At 70.6% G+C, this 19,115-nt stretch carries 17 protein-coding genes and 1 tRNA gene; 8 read left to right on the forward strand and 10 right to left on the reverse strand.

What is annotated here, in order from left to right; all coding sequences use genetic code 11:
* Positions 1-15: 15 nt before the first annotated feature.
* Positions 16-3,135 carry a BTAD domain-containing putative transcriptional regulator gene (locus ABZ459_RS15445; protein ID WP_357970818.1) on the reverse strand — a complete coding sequence of 1,040 codons (3,120 nt, stop codon included), beginning with the start codon at positions 3,133-3,135 and terminating at the stop codon, positions 16-18.
* A gap of 169 nt (positions 3,136-3,304) precedes the next feature.
* Between ABZ459_RS15445 and ABZ459_RS15450 the strand changes: the two genes are divergently transcribed.
* Both ABZ459_RS15450 and ABZ459_RS15455 read left to right on the forward strand, forming a co-directional pair.
* Entirely contained in the window at positions 3,305-4,357 is a 1,053-nt protein-coding gene (locus ABZ459_RS15450) for a hypothetical protein (protein WP_357970821.1), read from the forward strand.
* A 209-nt stretch (positions 4,358-4,566) separates the two neighbouring features.
* A complete protein-coding gene (locus tag ABZ459_RS15455) occupies positions 4,567-5,139 on the forward strand; it encodes a Pycsar system effector family protein (protein ID WP_357970824.1) in 573 nt (190 codons plus the stop codon).
* Between the two features lie 35 nt (positions 5,140-5,174).
* On the opposite strand, the gene ABZ459_RS15460 is transcribed toward ABZ459_RS15455, so the two are convergent.
* The 4 genes from ABZ459_RS15460 to ABZ459_RS15475 form a co-directional block, all read right to left on the reverse strand.
* Entirely contained in the window at positions 5,175-5,924 is a 750-nt protein-coding gene (locus tag ABZ459_RS15460) for a hypothetical protein (RefSeq protein WP_357970826.1), read from the reverse strand.
* 25 nt (positions 5,925-5,949) lie between these two features.
* Positions 5,950-7,905 carry a hypothetical protein gene (locus ABZ459_RS15465; RefSeq protein ID WP_357970829.1) on the reverse strand — a complete coding sequence of 652 codons (1,956 nt, stop codon included), beginning with the start codon at positions 7,903-7,905 and terminating at the stop codon, positions 5,950-5,952.
* A gap of 128 nt (positions 7,906-8,033) precedes the next feature.
* Positions 8,034-8,789, reverse strand: a complete 756-nt coding sequence (locus ABZ459_RS15470; protein ID WP_357970832.1) for a hypothetical protein — start codon at positions 8,787-8,789, stop codon at positions 8,034-8,036.
* A gap of 57 nt (positions 8,790-8,846) precedes the next feature.
* On the reverse strand, positions 8,847-9,551 hold the full coding sequence (locus ABZ459_RS15475; RefSeq protein ID WP_357970834.1) for a Crp/Fnr family transcriptional regulator: 705 nt from the start codon (positions 9,549-9,551) through the stop codon (positions 8,847-8,849).
* A gap of 89 nt (positions 9,552-9,640) precedes the next feature.
* On the opposite strand from ABZ459_RS15475, the gene ABZ459_RS15480 reads away from it, so the two are divergent.
* Positions 9,641-10,093, forward strand: a complete 453-nt coding sequence (locus ABZ459_RS15480; protein ID WP_357970836.1) for a hypothetical protein — start codon at positions 9,641-9,643, stop codon at positions 10,091-10,093.
* A gap of 158 nt (positions 10,094-10,251) precedes the next feature.
* Here the strand turns inward: ABZ459_RS15480 and ABZ459_RS15485 are convergent, their stop codons facing one another.
* Positions 10,252-12,264 carry a CehA/McbA family metallohydrolase gene (locus ABZ459_RS15485; RefSeq protein ID WP_357970838.1) on the reverse strand — a complete coding sequence of 671 codons (2,013 nt, stop codon included), beginning with the start codon at positions 12,262-12,264 and terminating at the stop codon, positions 10,252-10,254.
* A gap of 396 nt (positions 12,265-12,660) precedes the next feature.
* Positions 12,661-12,732, reverse strand: a tRNA-Arg gene (locus ABZ459_RS15490).
* A gap of 114 nt (positions 12,733-12,846) precedes the next feature.
* On the opposite strand from ABZ459_RS15490, the gene ABZ459_RS15495 reads away from it, so the two are divergent.
* The 4 genes from ABZ459_RS15495 (at position 12,847) to ABZ459_RS15510 (ending at position 14,938) form a co-directional block, all read left to right on the forward strand.
* The gene (locus ABZ459_RS15495) at positions 12,847-13,233 is read left to right on the forward strand and encodes a response regulator (RefSeq protein WP_352349704.1); all 387 of its coding nucleotides are present in this window, start codon (positions 12,847-12,849) and stop codon (positions 13,231-13,233) included.
* 122 nt (positions 13,234-13,355) lie between these two features.
* Positions 13,356-14,018 carry an AIM24 family protein gene (locus ABZ459_RS15500; RefSeq protein ID WP_357970841.1) on the forward strand — a complete coding sequence of 221 codons (663 nt, stop codon included), beginning with the start codon at positions 13,356-13,358 and terminating at the stop codon, positions 14,016-14,018.
* A gap of 64 nt (positions 14,019-14,082) precedes the next feature.
* The gene (locus ABZ459_RS15505; RefSeq protein WP_352349708.1) at positions 14,083-14,382 is read left to right on the forward strand and encodes a winged helix-turn-helix domain-containing protein; all 300 of its coding nucleotides are present in this window, start codon (positions 14,083-14,085) and stop codon (positions 14,380-14,382) included.
* Positions 14,372-14,938, forward strand: a complete 567-nt coding sequence (locus tag ABZ459_RS15510; protein WP_357970844.1) for a YbaK/prolyl-tRNA synthetase associated domain-containing protein — start codon at positions 14,372-14,374, stop codon at positions 14,936-14,938. Before ABZ459_RS15505 ends, ABZ459_RS15510 begins: the two co-directional genes overlap by 11 nt.
* Positions 14,939-15,023: 85 nt before the next feature.
* On the opposite strand, the gene ABZ459_RS15515 is transcribed toward ABZ459_RS15510, so the two are convergent.
* Together ABZ459_RS15515 and ABZ459_RS15520 are read right to left on the reverse strand one after the other, a co-directional pair.
* Complete coding sequence (locus tag ABZ459_RS15515) at positions 15,024-15,860, reverse strand: universal stress protein (RefSeq protein WP_357970846.1); 837 nt, start codon at positions 15,858-15,860, stop codon at positions 15,024-15,026.
* 2 nt (positions 15,861-15,862) lie between these two features.
* Positions 15,863-16,213 (reverse strand): hypothetical protein, encoded by a 351-nt coding sequence (locus ABZ459_RS15520; RefSeq protein ID WP_357970848.1) that lies wholly within the window; start codon positions 16,211-16,213, stop codon positions 15,863-15,865.
* Between the two features lie 59 nt (positions 16,214-16,272).
* Here ABZ459_RS15520 and ABZ459_RS15525 point away from each other — a divergent pair, with 59 nt between their 5' ends.
* A complete protein-coding gene (locus ABZ459_RS15525; protein WP_357970851.1) occupies positions 16,273-18,516 on the forward strand; it encodes a glycoside hydrolase family 95 protein in 2,244 nt (747 codons plus the stop codon).
* On the opposite strand, the gene ABZ459_RS15530 is transcribed toward ABZ459_RS15525, so the two are convergent.
* A complete protein-coding gene (locus ABZ459_RS15530; RefSeq protein ID WP_357970853.1) occupies positions 18,476-19,096 on the reverse strand; it encodes a class I SAM-dependent methyltransferase in 621 nt (206 codons plus the stop codon). The genes ABZ459_RS15525 and ABZ459_RS15530 overlap by 41 nt on opposite strands.
* Positions 19,097-19,115 lie beyond the last annotated feature (19 nt).

A 19,115-nucleotide genomic window follows, 5' to 3' on the forward strand; every position in this document is an offset into this window, starting at 1 on the left:
ACGCGCCGCCCCCGCTCAGCCCGCGGCGACCCCGGACGGATCCGCGCGCAGGGCCAGGAGCCGGTCCATCGCCTCCTGCCGCGGCAGGCCCGCGCCACGCCGGTACGCCTCCTGGTAACCCGCGTCGCCGAGCCGCCCGGCCAGGACGGGCACCAGCCGCCGCAGATCGGGGTCGCCCTCGTCGAAGACGCCCCTGATCACGTGGCTCATGCCGAGCGCCGATGCGGCCCCCGCCGCGTCGCCCTCCAGCCCGAGCAGCCTGGCCAGCAGTTCCGCGGCCCGGGCCATGGCGTTGGCGTTGGTGTGCCCGAGCACGCCGCGCATCGCGCGGGGCAGCAGCTCGCGTGCCCGGTCCGCCGCGCCCTCGGTCACGAGGACGGCCATCCGGGAGGACACGATCACGTCGCCGTTCAGCTGGGGCGGGCCGGGCAGCCGGTGGACGACCGTCTCCAGCTCGTCCACGACCTCATGGGCCCGGTCCAGGTCACCGGCGTGGCGGTGCACCTCGGCGAGCGGGAACAACATGCTGGCCTCCAGCCGCCGGTGGCCGTGCTCGCGAGCCACGCGTCGCGCGGCGTGGACGTCGTGCAGCGCGCCGTCCAGGTCGCCGCCGCGCATGCGGTTCTGGGCGAGATGCGACTTGGTGATGAACAGGTGTTCCTCGGTGCCCAGCTCGGCGGCGATCGCGACGGCGCGCTCGCAGGCCGCGACTGCGCGTTCGTGCTCGCCGCGCAGGCCGTGAACGCGGCTCTGCCGTACCAGGCTCATCACCAGGCCCCAGCGGTCACCGACCTGCTGGAACAGGCGCAGCGCCTCGTCCCTGTGGCGGGCGCCGGTCTCCTGGTCGCCCTGCTCCGTGAGCAGGAAGTCGTAGGCCCAGCGGGCGCTGGCGCGCACCCACGGGTCGGGGGAGTCCAGGGCCTCCAGGTCTCCGGCGTCCTGGGTGGTGAGCCTGGACAGGCGGAGCAACGGCAGCGCGTTGTGGAACTTCGTCACCCCGGGACGGCTCAGGTTCTCCTGGACCTCCGGCCCGCCCCGCCGGCCCGCCGTCGCCCGCACCACCTCGAAGGCGGTGCGGGCGTCGGCCGGCAGCTCGTCGCCGAAGGCCAGCACCTCGCCCAGGAACGCGTCGGACTCGGTGGACATCCCGCGCATGCCCCAGTACCAGATCATGGACCTGACGAACCGGGCCGCCGTGGCCGCGTCCCCCGCCCCGATGGCGGCCCGCAGCACGGCGACCAGGTTGTCGTGCTCGGCGTCGAAGACCTCGACGGCGCGCAACTGGTCCCCGGTACGCAGCAGCGGCTCGTTCTCCTCGGCCAGCGCCAGGAAGTACGCGCTGAAGCGGTCGCTGATCGGCGGCTCGGCGAGCTGGGCCGCCGCATAGGCGCGGACGGTCTCCAGCATCCGGTACCTGTCCCCGACCTGCTGGATCATGGACTTCTCGACCAGCGCGCCCGCGACGTACACCACGTCGGCGGCGGGCAGGGACGCGTCGGAGCAGATCGCCTCCAGCGCGGCCAGGTCGGCTCCGCCGGGGAAGGCGGCCAGCCGGGCGGCCAGCACCCGCTCGGGCTCCTCCAGCAGGTCCCAGCTCCACTCCACCAGCGCGAGCAGCGTGCGCTGGCGCGGCAGCGCGGTCCTGCTGCCCGAGGTGAGCAGGCGGAAACGATCGTCCAGGCGCTGGGCGATCTGCGTCACGCTCATCGCCCGCAGCTTGGCCGCGGCCAGTTCGAGCGCCAGCGGCATGCCGTCCAGCCGGCGGCAGATCTCCACCGTGGGCCCCAGCGTGGCCCCGTCGAGCGCGAACCCCTGGCGCACCCTGCCCGCCCGCTCGACGAACAGCCGCACGGCGTCCGACTCGGCGGCCTCGGCCAGATCCGCGTCCGGCACGGGCAGGCCGAGCGGGCCGAGGTGGCACAGGGCCTCGCCGTCGATCGCCAGAGCCTCCCTGCCGGTGGCCAGGACGCGCAGCTGCGGAAGCCGGCCGAGCAGCTGCTCGGCGAGCTCGGCGGCCGCCTCCAGCAGGTGCTCGCAGTTGTCCAGCACCAGCAAGGCGGGGCCGACGTCGAGCTGGGCGGCCAGCCGGGCCGGCGCGGGAGCCTGCGGCTTGAACCCGCCCTCGAACAGGCCGCCGCAGGCGCTGAGCACCGCGTCCGCGATCTGGTCCGGCCGGGTGACACCGGCGAGCGAGACGAACCACGCCCGTTCCCCGACGTGCTCGGCGGCCTCCAGCGCCAGCCTGGTCTTGCCCGCGCCGCCTGGCCCGACGATCGTCACCAGCCGCGCCTCGGCGAGCAGCAGGGTGAGCTCGCCGAGCTCACGCTCCCGGCCGACGAAGGTGGTGAGCCTGGCCGGGAGCCGGCTGGACGCGGCCTGCGGCCGTACGGCGGGCCGGCTCAGCTCCCCGCGCAGGAGGGCGAGGTGGACCGCGCGGAGCTCGGGCGAGGGGTCGATGCCCAGCTCGTCGCCGAGCCTGCCGCGGACCTCGTCGTACACGGCCAGCGCCTCCGACTGGCGTCCGGCGGCCGACAGGGCCCGGATCCGCAGTTCGGCCAGGCGCTCGCTCAGCGGCCGGGCGACGGCCGCGACACGGAGGTCGGCCAGCACCTCGGAGTGGCGGCCGAGCCGTACCTCCGCGTCGAAGAAGTCCTCGGCGACGGTGGCGCGCAACTCCTCCAGCCGCGCCGCCACGTTACGGGCGAACGGGGCCTCCAGCACGTCCGCCAGCGCGTCGCCGCGCCACTGCTCCAGGGCGGCGCGGAGCAAGGAGGAGGCCTCCCGCGGCCGGCCGGCCGTGAGCTCCCGCCTGGCCTGCCCGGCGAGCTGCTCGAACCGGTGGGTGTCCACGTCCTCGGGACGCAGCGGCAGCCGGTATCCGCCGGCCACCAGCTCCACGGACTCCGGCCCGCCCAGCGTCCTGCGCAACCGGGAGACCAGCCCGTGCAGCGCGTTGACGGCACCGGCCGGGGGCTCCTCGCCCCAGATGCAGTCGATCAGGGCGTCCGCCGACACCGGCCGACCGGCCTCCAGCGCGAGCCGCGCCAGCAGCACCCGGAGACGTACGCCGGGAATGTCGATCGGGGAGGCGTCGTCGGACGCGGCCGCAACCGGGCCAAGGAGGGAAATCTGCACCCGGCCACCTTCCCACCCACCCTTCCCCGAACAACCGCCGCCCTCCGCCACCCCGCCCTCCGCCGCACGGTCCGAACCACCGGTCACCGGCGGCGAATCGGTGACGAGCGGTTCCTCCAGGACCGAATGTGAGTGAGCATGATCCAGTCGTTGTGATGCGGGAGGGCGGATGGTCGTGTTCGCGTGTGCGGGATGCGGTGCCGTGCTGACGGCGCGGCTGTCGCGGGTCGCGCTCCCCGCCCATGCTGATCAGCAGCTCGGCCACGAGTTGCTGCCGGCGTTCCTGGAGCCTGGGACGTACGCGGTGAACCCGGAACCTTCGGGACCGCCGTGGCGGCTGTGGGAGGAGGTGGGCGCGGACGAAGCGGAGACCCGCGGCGTGTATGCGCCGGTGTCCGCCCTGTCGTACGGGCCGCCCGGAACGGTGGGGGTCGCGCCGGGCAATGTTTGCGGAACCGTGCTGATACCGGAGCGGTGCGACGGCTCCTGCTTCGGGCTGGACGGTCGTGACGGTCCGAATCTGGCGTGCGAGAGGTGCGGGCAGGCGGTGGCGACCCGCATTGACGACTGCACGCTCTGGCAGGTGGTGTGGCTGGACCCGCGCGCCGTGCGTCCGGTCAGCGTCGAGGGTCCCGCTCGTCGGGCGGTCGGCTGGGAGATGCTGCGAGAGGAGCATCCGGGCACGCCACCGATCGAGCAGCCGGGATGGTGGAGCCCGGTGTGGACGGCGGCCGTCGGGGCGGCGCTGGCCCAGCTGCTCGCGGTGTCGGGTGGCAAGCGGGTGGCCGTCCCCGACGGACCAGTCGCCGAGGCGTTTCGCAGGGCGATCGACATCTTGCTCCCGCCGGGACCGCCGACACGGGACCTGGTCCTGGCCGGTCCCGGCTTGTCCGTCACGGCCACGGACATGGCCCTGGTGCCGCGGCATCCACAGACCGATGAGGTGTGGCCGACTGGCGCACAGGCGGTGGTGCCGCTGGCTGCTGACGTGTGGATGTACATGGCCTTCCACGACGATCAGCGGCTCGTCCCGGCGGCGGGCGGGATGCCGGACGAGGTCCGCCGCGATGATCCGCCACCGCTGTTGCCGTGGAATCCGTTCCGACCAGACTGGGACGTGTTCCTCAGGACATTGGCGCGCCTGCCGGAGGTCCGTCAGCCGTGGTTACGCGCCATCTATGACCAGGTGCGCGACCGCCGATACCGACAGCCGTTCTTGTAGATGATTTTCGGGTGGCGTCCAGCAACGGTGGGCCTCAGGCCGGCCCTCTGAAGAAGAAGAAGGTGCCTCACGCGTCGGTGCTGTCCGCAATATGCAGAGAGCCTCCTGCTGAGGTGGTGTGCAGCGGGTGCGAAGAGCGGTACGGGCTTCAACTCGCGGCGGTCGTGGAATGCTCTGCGTTGTGATCGCCCCCGGCGAGGAGGTTTCTCGTGTTCCGCAAGATCGTGCGAGCCTTCAGCCAGCCCCCCGCCGACGAACGGCGGGCGGCCGAGGACGACGCGTGCGCCTACGGAACGCAATTACTCACGGAAGCCCGTGAGGAGCTCAACCGGGCGGACGCCAAAGCCCAGGTCCTCCTCGGCATCGTCGGCATCGGCCTCGGCGCCGTCGCAGGCGGCCTGCTCGCGGGAAGCTGGTCCCCCTTCGAGATGTCCAACGCCGTCGAGTGGCTGTGGTGGGCAGGGGCGGCGGCAGCTCTGGCGTCCGTGGTCGTGCTCGCCGGTGCGGTCTATCCGCGCCTGGATCGGCGGAAGGAAAGCCACGCCGTCATGTACTACGCCGATGTCCTGCACCTCGACTCCGCGGTGGCCGTCGGCGGCGCTCTGATGCGGTCATCGGCACTCGACCTGGAGCGGGTCGCTGATCAGCTGTACCGGGTCAGTCGCATCGTGGGGCGGAAGTATCGCCTCATCCGCTGGGGGTTCTGGCTGCTCCTCGGGGGAATGTCGGCCACGGTGAGCGCGGCGCTCATCGACGTGGTGCTCACCGGTTCCCCGCCGTGACCGTGCAGGCGCAGGCATGACGCCTGCACGGTGGGTCACGCTCTGCCTTCCAGCAGGGTGTCGTCCTCCAGGGGCGGAACGGGAAGACCGAGGAGTTCCAGGGTGCTGCGCAGCACCGATTCGTTCCGGACGACGAAGTCGAGCATGTCCACCTTCTCGTAGCTCTGCATGATCTTGTCGACTGTGTCGAGCAGCTTCTGCGCGCCCTGCTGCCGCTGCTTGTCGAGATCCGCGATGATCTGCGGCAGTTGCTCCGGAGCGGCAGCCAGTTGGATCGCGTGCACCACGCGGGCGCTTCCCTCCACGGCGGCGAGAAACTCCTGCCACTTCTGCCGGACCTCGTCGGTGCTGCTGATGTGCAGCAGGGCCGCGGCGGCGTCGGATCTGATGCCGTGCAGCTTCCTGTGGCTGTCGCGGTTGAGCTGGCGGACCTCGTCGGGAACGTTCACCTCGGCGCGGACCGTCCACCTGTAGACGCCCGTCATCGCGCCGGAGATCGATTGGAGTTTCTCGTTCGCGGCCCGTTCTGCCGCACCCGCCTCGGTGATGTCGAACTGCCGGGTGATCACACGAACCTCCTGGCACGCGCGCTGGAGAACCGCTTCGGCTTCGGGCACTTCGTCGTCGAGCAGAGCTCGGGCCGACTTCCCGGCCGAGGTCGCGGTCCGGAGCAGGGTGACGGAGAAGTCGTAGGCGTCGCCCTTGGCGGGCGCGGTCAGAACGAACGGCTCGATGTCGACAGGCGGTTCGGCCTCGGGCTCGTTCAGCTGGACGTGGTAGAGCATGGGGGCCAGCCATTTGTGCATGGGATCAGCTCCTTTGAACGAGTTGACGCAGGTGTTGGTAAAGATCGGCGGCGATCTCGCCCTGGCGCCGCCAGAGCCGGAGGTAGAGCAGGGCCCGTTTGGCGTTCCGTCCGTCGGTCAGGCTGAAGATCTGGTCCGTGATCTCCCGTACGGTGGGCCGCTCGTCGTAATGGCGCAGCCATTCGCTCAGCAGCAGGTCCCAGGACTCGGGCACGACCAGGCGGCCATCCTCCTCATGGCTGAGCGCGTTGCGCCAGAGCGTCACCAGCGAGGGGTGGGGGTCGAGCCGGCTCAGGTGCGGCCGTTCGGGGCTCGGGACGGGTAGCGCGGTCAGCCGTCCGAAGGCGAGGGCGGCACTGCGATGACCTGCGGGCCCTCCTTCGTCGACCCAATCGGCGAGGCTGTTCAGGATGGTGTGCGCGGTGTCCGTGCGATACAGATAGGCGACGGACTGGGCCACGTCCTGGTGGAACTTGTCGCCCCTGGTGAGGACCAGGGTCCTGAACGCGGCGAGGGCTTGGTCGGGGGCGGAGAGGCCGACGGACGAGGCATAGGCACGGATGGCGATCGCCTTCGTCACGTCGTTGCCCTGGATCATCGAACGGAGGTGGAGGTGAACGCGGCGGGTCATCGACGGGTCTTCGGCGGCTGCCTCCAGCGCCAGAGCGGCGAGCTGGTGGTCCCGCATGCGGCGGGACCGGCTCCACACCTGCAGGAACCGCTTGTCCACAAGGGCGAAGTCGAAGGTCGCGAGCTTCCCGACCGCGTGCCCGACCTTGATCCTGGTGTGCGACGAACCCTCGCCGCCGAGCCAGTGCAGCCAGTCGACCAGCGAGTCACGGATGGTCGGCTGGTCTTCCCAGATCACCCGCAGCATGACGGCCGCGAGCTGAGGACGTCTCAGCCTGATGCTCCGCCCGCCACCGGGCCCGGCGGGTGTGGCCTCGGCGTCCACGTAACGCAGCCAGAGAGGGAGCTTCTCCCAGAGCTGGACCGGTTTCGGCGAATGATCACGGCGCCACTTATCGTCGAGCCGTTCGGCCAGAGCCAGCGCCGCACCGGAGATCTCCGCCTCGGGCAGCCCATGGAGCACGGCGATGCTTGTCATGAAGCACCGGCCCAGGGTCGGCCTGCGCTTCTCCAGGTCTTCGCCGACCTTCGCGCGCATCCGGTGGAACCGCCGGTTCAGCATGCCCTCGATGGACGTGCCGGCCTCCAAGGTGGCGGCCACCTGCTTGGCCAGTTCGACCACCTGCCAGGGGGCGGAGTGGGCACGAAGCTCCTCCTCCAACAGCCGCCGATCGTCCGGGGCGAGCCGCGTGCCTGAGGCCTGAACGGACAGGTGCCTGGCGAAGATCCGGGCGTTCGGCGGGGCGTCGTGCTCGATCACGGGGGCGACGGTGGAGCTGATGTGCCCCGGCACCAGGACGATCACCCTGCAGTCCGCGTTGACGCCGGCCCGCTTGAGGTTCGTGGCTACCTTGTCCACGGCCTCGGGCGTATCGACCAGGTCGAGCAAATAGCCGTGTCCCGATTCCAGTTTCCACTCGCGGGGGTCCGGCGTGCTCGCTCCGCGCGGACTGATCCAGCTCGCCCTGCCGCACCAGTCGAGCAGCGCCGCCGCGGCCGTGGTCGCCTTTCCGGTCTCCGCCGGGCCGCCGAGCAGGACCAGGCGTTCGCTGTCGAGCAGCCTGCGTGTTTCGGCCTGCGACCGGGTCGGTACCAGCGTTCGCCGTAGTTCCTCGATCTCGTTCTCCGTCAGCTCGTGAATCTTCGCGGTCGGTTGGGTCCCTCCCTGAGTTACGTGGATGTCGCCTTGGGCGAACCAGACGTTCCCCTTCTTGACGCGGTTGTGCACGCGGCCGAACAGATCCCGAGTGCCGGCGCTGGGCCGCTCGTCGGCGAACAGGTCGTCCAGGCTCTGCTCACGTTCCAGCCACTCCTGTCCAGAGGCGGTCATCTCGTTGCGGATCGATGGGTTGTCCGGCTCCTGGGGTGCCTCGTCTGCTTCCTCCGGAACGGCGGCCTCGATCGCCGGAACTTCCTGCTGCGAGGGTTCGGATATCGGTTCCTCAGGTGGAGAGTCGCTCATTTCTCCCTCCGCTTCGGTTCACGAGTGACGTGCATGTCTCCCTGCGCGAAGAAGATCTCGCCCTTCTTGACCCGGTTCTTGATCGACCCGGTCCCCGGCGGCGGTGATGAGGGGGTGTTTCCGGGCGGGGGAGACTTCGGAACCTCCATGTCATGGACGTCGAAGTGCGGGACGTACAGGTATGCCGTGTACTCCTGTTTCTTCTCCGCCACCGCGACCTCCAGGAACTCCGACGGCCTCGGCCGCCCCGGCCCCTGTGACACGTAGTCGCGGAAGACCTCACGCGAGACGATCAGCGCCAGATCGGCGTCGCGGAAGGTGTCGAGGGCGGTCCGGATCGGTGCCGAGTCGCGCAACCTCGCGGGCTGTACCGCATGCTGCCCAGGCCAGCCGGCCGCGCCGTCCAACTGCAGCGGTCCGACGTGAACGGCCAGCCTCATTCTCATCCGGGCCCAGGTGGGATCGGAGCGTTGACTGTTGTGGGCCGCGATGGCCAGGTCCAGCTCGGTCAGGAACTGGTCGAGGAGGAGAGGAATCGTGACGAAGGGGCCCGGCTCGGCGGGAAGGCGGACGGTCAGCGAGTCACCGCCCACCTGGCGCTCCCACGCCCCATGGTCCAGCTGGACGCGGTCCGCCGCAGTCTCGATGGTGCTGACCAGTCCGAACTGAAGGTTTCGCTGCTGGGCGTCGGTACGGCCGCCGTAGTTCTCGATGTCCGCTGTGAGCAGGACGCGGTAATCGTGCGTGACCATGGCATCTCCAATGACCGGGTGGGCTCAACAGTGCGGCACCACCCGGCGGGAGAAGCCTTAGAAATATGGCTTGGCGAGGATCGGTAGGTCGGCGAGCGCGGTCAGCCCCGCCAGATCTTTCACCACGACGTCGCGGTGCCCTCGCCGGATGACCCCTTCCGCGGCCAGTTCGCGCAGCGCCTTCTGCGTCGTGATCTCCTTGGCGCCCACCAGCATGCCGAGCTCGGCTCTTGTGAGCGGTACTCCGATGCTCACGCCGTCGTCCATGGCGCAGCCGTGCCGTGCGACCAACGCGATCAGCACCCGTGCCAGGCAGATCTTCGTTTCGTAGCCGGCGAAGTCGAGGCGTCGCTGATTGGCCCAACGGAGGCGCTCGGCCACGACCTGCGTCAACGCCAGTGCCGCCGCCGGCCGCCGGGTGACGAAAGAGCGGAAGACCGGGCCTTTGACCTGTTGGAGAACTGCGCGTCCGCAGGTGGTCACGGTCGCCGACCGTGGCGACCCGTCCATGGCCGCCATATCGCCCACGACGTCGCCCGACACCCGGATCGCCAGGGTCGCCTCAACGCCGTTCTCAACGCCCCCGGTCACCTTGACCAGCGCATCCAGCAGAATCCACACCGATGTGCCGCGATCTCCCTGCCTGATCAGCACGTGTCCGGGCGGGAGCGAGCACAAGGTTCCCAGCCCGAGGAGCTCCGAGCGGAGCTCATCCGTCAGCCGGTGCATGAAGGTGCCGATCGGCCATCGATTGGAAGCCAAGTTTCCTCCAGTAGGCGATGTCCCACGCATACGCCGGCTGGGCCACGTCGGCAAGGGAGTCAGGCGTTCACGGGCGTTCTGTCCCGTCGATGGCCTTTGCGGCGGTGGTTCGCACTTCTGAAGGCGCGTCGATTCAAGTGGCGTTTGTCGTGGACGGTGACCACGAGTCGTCGGTCGAAATGCCATGCCGCTTTGGTTCGGCCGTTCGGGGGAGGCTGGAAGAGCAGCGTCGCTTGGCGGCGGCACATGAGAACTCCAGGGTGGCGCGTATCGCCATGGGCGTGTGCACGGGATCACTTGGGCTGCTTGCATCTCTGGCCAGCCTGGTGCCTACTGATGACGATCGGGATCCGGCCATGCCGGACTACAGCGATCCGCACGCGGTGATGATGGCGACGACCGCATCTGGTTTCGCCCTCTTCTTTTTCGTGTCGGCCATCATGTTTCTCTGGCGGAGCAACGCGGCTGCTGTCTTACCGCTGCTCTTGCTCGCCGGTGAAACGTATCGATTCGTTACCGTGGTGCCTCATTACACAGGCTGAATCGCGTCACAGACGAGTGCGCCGAACTGGCCGGCCACACCAGACGGAGCAGCCTGCCACGCGTCCGCCTGATCCACGAGCACGCCTGGCTCCTGGCGTGCGACCGTACGGCGCCCGGACCGTCGCCCCGCGGCCGGGCGCGCTCCCGCGGACCGAGGTCAGGGCAGGCGGTTGCGGTAGACCTGCCTGGCTCGCTCGTACAGGGCCAGGTGGTCGTCCAGCTGGGCGGGGGTGTCGAAGCGGCCGAACTCGCGCAGGATCGATTCCAGCCGGTCCAGCCAGGCCAGGCACCAGCGCACGTCCGCCTCCCTGGCCACGTGGCCGCCCGCGACGTCAAGGTACACAGGGCTGGTGTGGGCGTATGCGCCGCGCCGGTGTTGGGAGCGCGGATGCGGCCCGCCGGTTGCCACGGCCACCACGTACGTCGGTTCGTCCGCCGTCATCGTGGCCACCAGCCGCCCGGGAGGCCCCTGCGCGAGCACGCCCGCAGCGGTACGGATCTCCAGTTGCTCGACCTCCGGCCCGATCGTGGAGACCGCGATCTCCAGTTCCTGTCCCGGCGGCAGCTCCAGCGTGTCGCCGGGTCCGTGCCCGTTCACCGTGAGCTCCAGCCACGGCCCGGTGGTGGCGAACGTACGGCCGAGCAGGATCGCCTCGGCGTAGGACTCGGCGGTGAGGGGGCCGGCGACGTTGGCGTACACACGCTCCCAGCCGGGCGGGGCGGAGGCGGTGCCGCGGCGGCAGAACGACAGCACGGCGTCGGTCCCCGCCGTCACCGCCAGTCTGTTGCCCGCGCCGATGAGACGGCGGTACACGGCCGCCGTGGCCAGGACGGAGGAGTGGTTGAGCACATCGAGGGAGTCGATCAGGCCCAGTGCGGCATCGGCCACGATCTCCCTGGCCGCGCAGGACCGCCCGCGATCGAGTACGACGTCCGGCGGGGCGTCGTCACCGAACGCGGTGTGGAACGGGTGCCCGTAGGAGACGATCCCGCCGAGTGCCTTCAGCTCCTCGCACGCCGCCGCGTTGGGCGGCCAGTCCGCCGTACCGAACCCCGAGTGGTAGCGGCTCGGCAGCCCGCGCAGCCCGAACGCCGTGCAGTGGCCGAGCACGTCGTTGCGGTACTCGACGCCGATCCTGGCCACGTGCCGGTCGTCGGACCACGGCAGGTCCTTGCCCACCCACTGCTCCAGCGCCTCCACATCGTAGACGCGCTCGCTCGCCACATTGCCCGCCACCAGGTTGAGCACGTGGAGGTCCTCGCCGCGCTGCGCGGCGGCGGCCAGCTCGGGCGCGGCGGGCTCCTCGCCCATCCAGTTGAGGTGAACGTGCAGGTCGCCGCCGTACCAGCCGCGGGCGGCCGCATCGTACAGCCGTTCGGGCGCCAGCTCCACCAGCGTCTCCGCGCCGGCCTGCGGAGTCGTGGTCACTTCGGCGGTGTCGTACTCCATCCCTCTGGTCACGGTCACGGTGACGGGTTCGGCGGGTACGGCGACCACGAGGTCGTCGCCATGGAAGAACGGCCGGCGGTGCGCGTCCAGCTTGGGCGGCGCGCCGTCCGGGTACCAGCCCTGGCCGTTCGCGCTCGTCACGCTCCACCGGCACGGGAACCCCGCGCGCAACCGCACCCTGGCCGCCGCCACCCGCCTGCTCAGCGGCGCCAGATCGACCGGCTGCCCGTCGACGACGACGGACTCGGCGACCTCGACCACCTTGGCCCCGCGCGCCTCCACCGTGTACCGGGTGCCGTCCACGATCACGGTGACCGGTTCGTCCCTGCTGGAGTCGAGCAGCAACGCCGTACGACACGGTTCGCCCTCCAGCACGATCCGCGTGACGGCCTCCACCGCGCAGCCGCCGGGGGTCAGGCGCAGCACCGGCAGGTTGTCCACGACGTCGCCGCCGAGCGCGTCACGTACCACCCGGTCGGGGTCCACCTCGCCGAGGTGATCCTCCAGCTCGGCGGCGGGCACGTCGGGGTAACGTTCGGCCAGTTGGCGCAGTCCGGTGTTCCAGAAGTCGTAACGGCGATCGAGGAAGACGGTCGCCCATGCCTGGACGACGTAGGACAGAGACGGTTCGCCCCAGCAGGGGCCGTGCGCGTCACGGAGCGCGCGGTAATCGGTCAGGGCGGCGGATACGAGGGCAGGAAGTAACGCATCGTCACGCATTGGACACTCCTTGGAGGGGACCCATCGTCATACTGGCAGGGATCTCCCGCTGTGTCCCGCTTCGCAGGGAAGGGAGAAGGTCCTGACCTCGCAGCGATCGTCGCGTCGAACCCAACATGTCCACCGGCGTCGCATCGTCGATCGAGGCCCATGCGGCCCCGGCAAGGGGGCGCCTTATCCGTCCATTGGCGGCGTTCTCAGGTGCCACCATGCGGCTGCCGGCCTTCAGGCTGGCTGGTGTCGACCTCGCCGGATCGGCCAAGCGCCCGCCACCCGAGGTTGGCCCACAACCAGTGGGCTACAACGAGAACGGGCGGGGCTCCGTGAGACTGGAGGCCCGCCCGCATCTGTGATGTTTGCCCTGGTCGGCGGCCTGAGCCGCTGATCAAGATGGTGTGCCCCCTGTAGGATTCGAACCTACGCACCCGGCTCCGGAGGCCGGTGCTCTATCCCCTGAGCTAAGGGGGCGACGAGTGATAAGGCTATCAGCATCCGGGGACCACTCGGCACCAGATAACGCTCCTTGCACGCATCCCGCGAAAACCCCACGTGACCGGCCCGCTACGGGCTAGCTTTGCGCCCGTGAGCGACGTTCTTGGCAAAGTACTGGTCGTGGATGACGACGAGGTCATCCGGCAGCTCATCGCGGTCAACCTGAACCTCGAGGGGTTCGAGGTGTCGACCGCCACCGATGGGCAGGACTGTCTGGATCGCGTGATGGACGTCATGCCGGATGTGATCACGCTGGACGTGATGATGCCCTGCCTGGACGGGTGGGCGACGGCGGAGAAGTTGCGTACGGAGGAGGCGACCAGTCACATCAAGGTCGTCCTGATCACGGCGCGGGCGCAGGACGACGACCGGAGGCGGGGGCTGGGGATCGGGGTCGACGCGTACCTGACCAAGCCGTTCGATCCGGCCGAGCTCATTCAGGTCGTGCGGGAACTCGCTTCCGGGGCGCCGAGTTGATGGGGGTGTAGAACGGCGCCGGAGTGGTGTGCCGGAGGTGGTGGGAGCGGCGGAGATGACGCCGCTCGGGCCGGCTCCGGGTGCACGTCGGCGGCGACGACCATCGACGTGAGAGGCGCGACGTGCGTAGTTCGATCTTCGGCAACCTGGCCGGCCAGCCGCTTCCCGGCGGGTTCGCGCTGGAGAACCACAAGATGCTGCGGGTCCAGTTGCCGCACGAGGTGCTTGCCAAGCAGGGGTCCATGGTCGCCTTCCAGGGGCAGATGGACTTCGACTACGAGGGCGGCGGGCTCGGCAGGCTGCTGAAGAAGGCCGTGACGGGGGAGGGGGCCTCCCTGATGCGGGTACGCGGCCAGGGGCTGCTCTATCTGGCCGACAACGCCGACGACATCCACCTGTTCTACCTGGAGAATGAGGGGCTGACGGTCAACGGGCGGAACCTGCTGGCGTTCGGGCCGGAGCTCAAGTGGGACATCCAGCGGGTTCAGGGCGCCGGGGTCGCGGCCGGTGGGCTGTTCAACACCACGGTGACCGGCACCGGGTGGGTGGCGGTGACCACGCACGGCACGCCGGTGCTGCTGGACGTGGCGCGGATGCCGACGTTCGTGGACGGGCAGGCGGCGGTGTGCTGGAGCACGGGGTTGCAGGTCGGGGTCAACCGCACGGTGAAGGTCGGGGCCCTGATCGGGCGGGGCAGCGGCGAGGCCATGCAGCTGGCGTTCCGGGGGCAGGGGTTCGTGCTGGTGCAGGCCAGCGAAGGCGCGCCGGTGGTGCAGACGTCCTGAGGACCTGCGGTTCAGGGGCTTTCCGGGCGTGGACAGGTAATTAGCTTATTGCCATACTGGCTCGGTGGATGTGGATCTGGTCAAGGCGCTGGCCAGTGACAAGCGGCTGCTCATCCTTGAGTGGCTGCGCGACCCCGAGCGGCACTTCGGCCCCCAGCGTGACGGCGATCTCGTACGCGACGGCGTCTGTTCGCTGTTCATCGCCGAGAAGCTGGGCGTGAGCCGGCCCACCTGCGGCGAGCATCTCAAGGTGCTGGCCCAGGCGGGGCTGATCCGGGGCACGAAGATCAAGCAGTGGGTGTTCTACCAGCGCGACGAAGGCCGGATCGCCAAGGCCAAGGAGATGTTGAGCAGTGACTGGTGACGCGACTGACGCCTACGAAGGTCCCGACGCCTACGAAGGGGGCGAGGAGGATCGGCGGCCGGACGCCTATGAACGGCTGATCGCCGACCTCGACGCGGGCGGGGCGCGGTACCGGGTGATCGACCATCCGGCGGAGGGGCGTACCGAGCAGGTGAGCGCCCTGCGCGGGCACGGCGTCGAGCAGGCGGCCAAGTGCCTGATCGTGATGGTCAAGATCGGCAAGAAGCGCACCCGGCACGTGCTGGCCGTCGTGCCGGGCGACGCGCGGCTGGATCTGCAGGCGGTCAAGGGGTTGCTGGAGGGCACGTACGTGGCCTTCGCCGACAAGGACCGGGCGGAGGAGCTGGCCGGCAGCGTCAGCGGGACGGTGTTGCCGTTCAGCCATGACCCCCGCCTTGAGCTGGTGGTCGATCCTTCGCTGCTGGAGCTGCCGGAGATCTACTTCAACGCCGCGCGCCTCGACCGCTCCTTGGCGCTCGCCACCGACGACTACGTACGGCTGGCCGCGCCCCGCGTGGCCGGCATCGTGGCGGCGGCGGTGCCGGCCGCCGGTTAGCCACCGGCGGGCGGTGGGGGGCGGTCCAGAAGGACGGGACCGGGCCGGGGGAGTGGCGGACGGCGGTGACCCGCGGGACCGTACCCTAAACGGATGTAGCCTTCACGATCGCGAGCGGGCCGGGCGCGTGGTGCAGCATGGCCTGGCTGACCGAGCCGATGAGCATGCCCTTCAGCGTGCCGTGGCCCCGGCTGCCGACGACCAGCAGGTCGGCGCCGGCCGCCACCTCGCGCAGCACCTCGACGGGATGGCCGTGCACGACGTCCTCGATCACCTCCACGCCGGGATGGCATTGCCGGGGTATGGCGAGGAAGGTCCGCAGGGCCTCGCGGGTCTCGCGTTCGGCCTCCGGATCGGCGGGCTCGAATCCCGAGGGACGCGGCCAGGCGAAGGCCTCCACCGCGCGCAGCCTGGCACCGCGCAGCTCGGCCTCGGCGAAGGCGAACTTCAGCGCGCGGAGGCTGCCCTCGGAACGGTCGACGCCGACCACCAGCTCACCGCGCGGAACGGCGGGCGGGTCGCGGACCAGGACGACGTCCGTCTGGGCGTGGGCGGCCACACCATGGGCGACCGAGCCGAGCAGCAGCCCGCGTACGCCGCCCAGGCCGCGACTGCCGACGACGAGCAGGTCGGCCTGCTCGGCGGTCTTGATCAGCGCGGCGCGGGGATCGCCGGGCACGAGTTCCGTGGTCACCTCGGCGCCCTCTTCGCGGGCCCGCCGTTCGGCGGCCGCGAGCACCTCCTTGGCGCCGTCGCGCATCCACTTCCCCACCTCCGCGTACCGGCCGGAGATCGGGTGGCAGACCCAGTCGGGCACCACGTGGGCCACGGTCAGCGACACCCCGCGCAGCACTGCCTCCTTGGCGGCCCAGTCGACGGACAGCAGTCCGGTCGGCGAGCCGTCGACACCTGCGACGATCATGGTCAGGCCACGTAACATTCCACTTCGGCGCGGCGATAGGCCAAGCCCTGTCTGGTGGACTCGTCGATGCACGCGCGCTCGGTCTTGCTGAGGAGCAGTTCGCCGCAGACCGTCACGCCGGAGTACGTCCGGCAGTCGAGTGAACGGTTGCGCCGGCCGATTCGGTAGTTGTCCTTGACCGCCTGCCTGCACTTCTGGCGCAGGGCCTGTGTGTCGGCGTAGCGGCACTGGGCGGTCAGCGTCCGGTATTGCTGCTTGCTCACTTCCTGCTGCTCGATGCCGTCCCCAGAGGCGGCAGCCGGTCCGATCGTGGTGAGAGCCACGATCGCGGCCACAGCGGCGATCTTCATCATAGTTCCCCTGAGGGAGTCCGTACCGCCAGGGGCGATCGCCAAACCTTAGGCTGATCGCCATGCTGACGCTCCGGTACGACGAGCCCGCCCCCAGCTGGGAAGGACACGTCCTTCCGATCGGCAACGGAGCGCTCGGCGCCTGCGTGTTCGGGACGCTTGCGACCGAGCGGGTACAGCTCAACGAGAAGTCGTTGTGGACCGGCGGTCCGGGCAGCGCGGAGCCCTGCGGATCCGGCAACTGGCCGACGGACCGTCCCGGTGCTCTGGACGCGGTGCGGCGGGTCATCGACGAACGGGGTTCGATGGCGCCGGAGGAAGTGGCCGAGATCCTGGGAAACCCGGCCTACAGCACGGTGGGGCACATCCCCGGCTTCGGGGCGTACCAGAACTTCGGCGAGTTGCTGCTCGACGTGACCGGCGGTTCCTCCGGCGGCTACCGGCGCACGCTCGACCTGGAGACGGCGGTGGCCGCCGTGACCTACGAGGACGCCGACGGCGTGGTGCTCACCAGGGAATATTTCGCCTCGTACCCGGCGGGCGTCATCGTCGGCAGGCTGACGGCGGGACGCCCGGGACGGGTGGGGTTCACGTTGCGCTTCGGCAGCGCGCATGACGGCGGTGAGGACGTGACCGCCGAGGCCGGACGGCTGCGCGTCCGGGGCGTGCTGGCCGACAACGGCCTGGTGTACGAGGGCCAGATCCAGGTACTGACCGAGGGCGGCACCCGCACGGACGACGGCGACCGCGTCGTGGTGACGGGCGCCGACAGCGCGGTGTTCGTCTTCTCGGCGGCCACCGACTACGCGCCCGTCCACCCCGGCTACCGCGGGCCGGACCCGGCGGCGCGGGTCACGGCGGCGGTGGACGCGGCGGCGCGCCGGCCGTACGCGGAGCTGCGGGCCGAGCACGAGGCCGACCACCGGGCGCTGTTCGGCCGGGTACGCCTCGACCTCGGCCGGCGCCTGCCCGACCTGCCCACCGACCGCCTGCTGGCCGCCTACCAAGGCGCCGGCACCTCGTCCGACAGGGCCCTGGAGACGCTGTACTTCCAGTACGGCCGGTACCTGCTGATCGCCTGCTCCCGCCCCGGCTCGCTGCCGGCCAACCTCCAGGGGGTGTGGAACGCGTCCAACTCGCCGCCGTGGGAGTCCGACTACCACACCAACATCAACCTGCAGATGAACTACTGGCCCGCCGAGCCGGCGAACCTGGCCGAGACGGCGGTGCCGTACCAGGAGTTCGTGGCGGGGCTGCGCGCGCCCGGTCGCGAGACCGCGCGGTCGATGTTCGGCTCCGCGGGCTGGGTGGTGCACTCCAACACCAACCCGTTCGGGTTCACCGGGGTGCACGACTGGCCCACGTCGTTCTGGATGCCGGACGCCGCCGGCTGGCTGGTGCGCCAGCTCTACGAGCGCTACCTGTTCGGCGGCGACGAGAGCTACCTGCGCGGGCACGCCTACCCGGCGATGCGCGAGGCCGCCGAGTTCTGGCTGGCCAACCTGTGTCCCGACGGGCGTGACGGCAGCCTCGTCGTCTCGCCCGCGTACTCGCCCGAGCACGGTGACTTCACCGCGGGCGCGGCCATGGCGCAGCAGATCGTCCGGGACCTGTTCGCCTGCACGGCCGAGGCCGCGCGGACGCTCGGCGTGGACGCCGAGTTCGCCGGACGGCTGCGCGCGGCGGCCGACCGGCTCGATCCCGGGCTGCGGGTCGGGTCGTGGGGGCAGCTCCAGGAGTGGAAGGCCGACCTCGACGACCCGTCCGACCGGCACCGGCACGTCTCCCAGCTCTACGCCCTGCACCCCGGGACGCAGCTCACCGCTCCCGAGCACCTGGCCGCGGCGCGCACCACCCTCGAAGCCCGCGGCGACGGCGGCACGGGCTGGAGCATGGCCTGGAAGGTCAACTTCTGGGCCCGGCTCAAGGACGGCGACCGCGCCCTGAGCATGCTGAGCGGGCAACTGCGGTCCAGCACGCTGCCCAACCTGTGGGACACGCATCCGCCGTTCCAGATCGACGGGAACCTCGGCGCGACCGCCGGGGTGGCCGAGATGCTGCTCCAGAGCCACGCCGGCGTCATCGAGCTGCTGCCCGCGCTGCCGGCCGTCTGGCACGCGGGCTCGTTCGACGGGCTGCGCGCCCGCGGAGGCTTCACCGTCGGGGTGACCTGGGCGGACGGCGTGCCGGTCGAGGTCAGGCTGGCGTCGGCGCGCGGCGGGACCGCCCGGCTGCGCGGCCCCGGGTTCGCGCTCGACCTGGAGACTAAGGCAGGGGAGAGCTGCGCGCTGTCGCCAGCACGCTGAACCACGTGCGGTGGGTGACGTTCGTCTCGTGCCAGGCGACCGCGAACCCGGCCGCGTCCAGCACCGCGAGCAGGTCGCCCGCGTCGCGGTGGACGAACCAGCGCTCGTACTCCGTCCGGTACGGCACCGGCTCCCAGCCCTCGCTGTCGCCCAGGGCGGTGATCAGCGCGAGCACCCCGCCGGGGCGCAGCGCCGCGTGCCAGGCGCGCAGCGTCGGCTCGGTCTGCTCGGACGGCACGTGCACGAGGGCCGCGGCCGACCAGATGCCGTCCAGGGACTGCGGCGACAGCGGCGGCCGCCGCAGATCGCCCAGAACGGCGGGCACGCCGCGCCCGGCGGCGAGCCTGGCCATCTCGATCGACAGGTCCACGCCCACGGTGGTCAGGCCGCGTCCGGCGAACCAGGCCGACTCGCGCCCCGGGCCGCATCCCAGGTCGGCGACCGTGGCTCCGGCGGGCAGGGCTGAGGCGAACCGGTCGCGGACGGCCACGATCGAGGGTGACGGATCGGCGACCTGCTCGTCGAACTGGCGCGCGATGCGGTCGTAGGTGGCGGTCGTGTGCGCAATGGGATCAGACATCCCCTTGATCCTGCCACGC

The organism is Nonomuraea sp. NPDC005692 (assembly GCF_040631115.1).
Classification (GTDB): domain Bacteria; phylum Actinomycetota; class Actinomycetes; order Streptosporangiales; family Streptosporangiaceae; genus Nonomuraea.

Bases quoted from the DNA above. Each gene is read 5' to 3' on its own strand.
- ABZ459_RS15450 (WP_357970821.1), top strand. From the start codon at position 3,305: ATGGTCGTGTTCGCGTGTGCGGGATGCGGTGCCGTGCTGACGGCGCGG.
- ABZ459_RS15460 (WP_357970826.1), bottom strand. From the start codon at position 5,924: ATGCTCTACCACGTCCAGCTGAACGAGCCCGAGGCCGAACCGCCTGTC.
- ABZ459_RS15465 (WP_357970829.1), bottom strand. From the start codon at position 7,905: ATGACCGCCTCTGGACAGGAGTGGCTGGAACGTGAGCAGAGCCTGGAC.
- ABZ459_RS15470 (WP_357970832.1), bottom strand. From the start codon at position 8,789: ATGGTCACGCACGATTACCGCGTCCTGCTCACAGCGGACATCGAGAAC.
- ABZ459_RS15480 (WP_357970836.1), top strand. From the start codon at position 9,641: ATGGCCTTTGCGGCGGTGGTTCGCACTTCTGAAGGCGCGTCGATTCAA.
- ABZ459_RS15485 (WP_357970838.1), bottom strand. From the start codon at position 12,264: ATGCGTGACGATGCGTTACTTCCTGCCCTCGTATCCGCCGCCCTGACC.
- ABZ459_RS15515 (WP_357970846.1), bottom strand. From the start codon at position 15,860: ATGATCGTCGCAGGTGTCGACGGCTCGCCGACCGGACTGCTGTCCGTC.
- ABZ459_RS15520 (WP_357970848.1), bottom strand. From the start codon at position 16,213: ATGATGAAGATCGCCGCTGTGGCCGCGATCGTGGCTCTCACCACGATC.
- ABZ459_RS15525 (WP_357970851.1), top strand. From the start codon at position 16,273: ATGCTGACGCTCCGGTACGACGAGCCCGCCCCCAGCTGGGAAGGACAC.
- ABZ459_RS15530 (WP_357970853.1), bottom strand. From the start codon at position 19,096: ATGTCTGATCCCATTGCGCACACGACCGCCACCTACGACCGCATCGCG.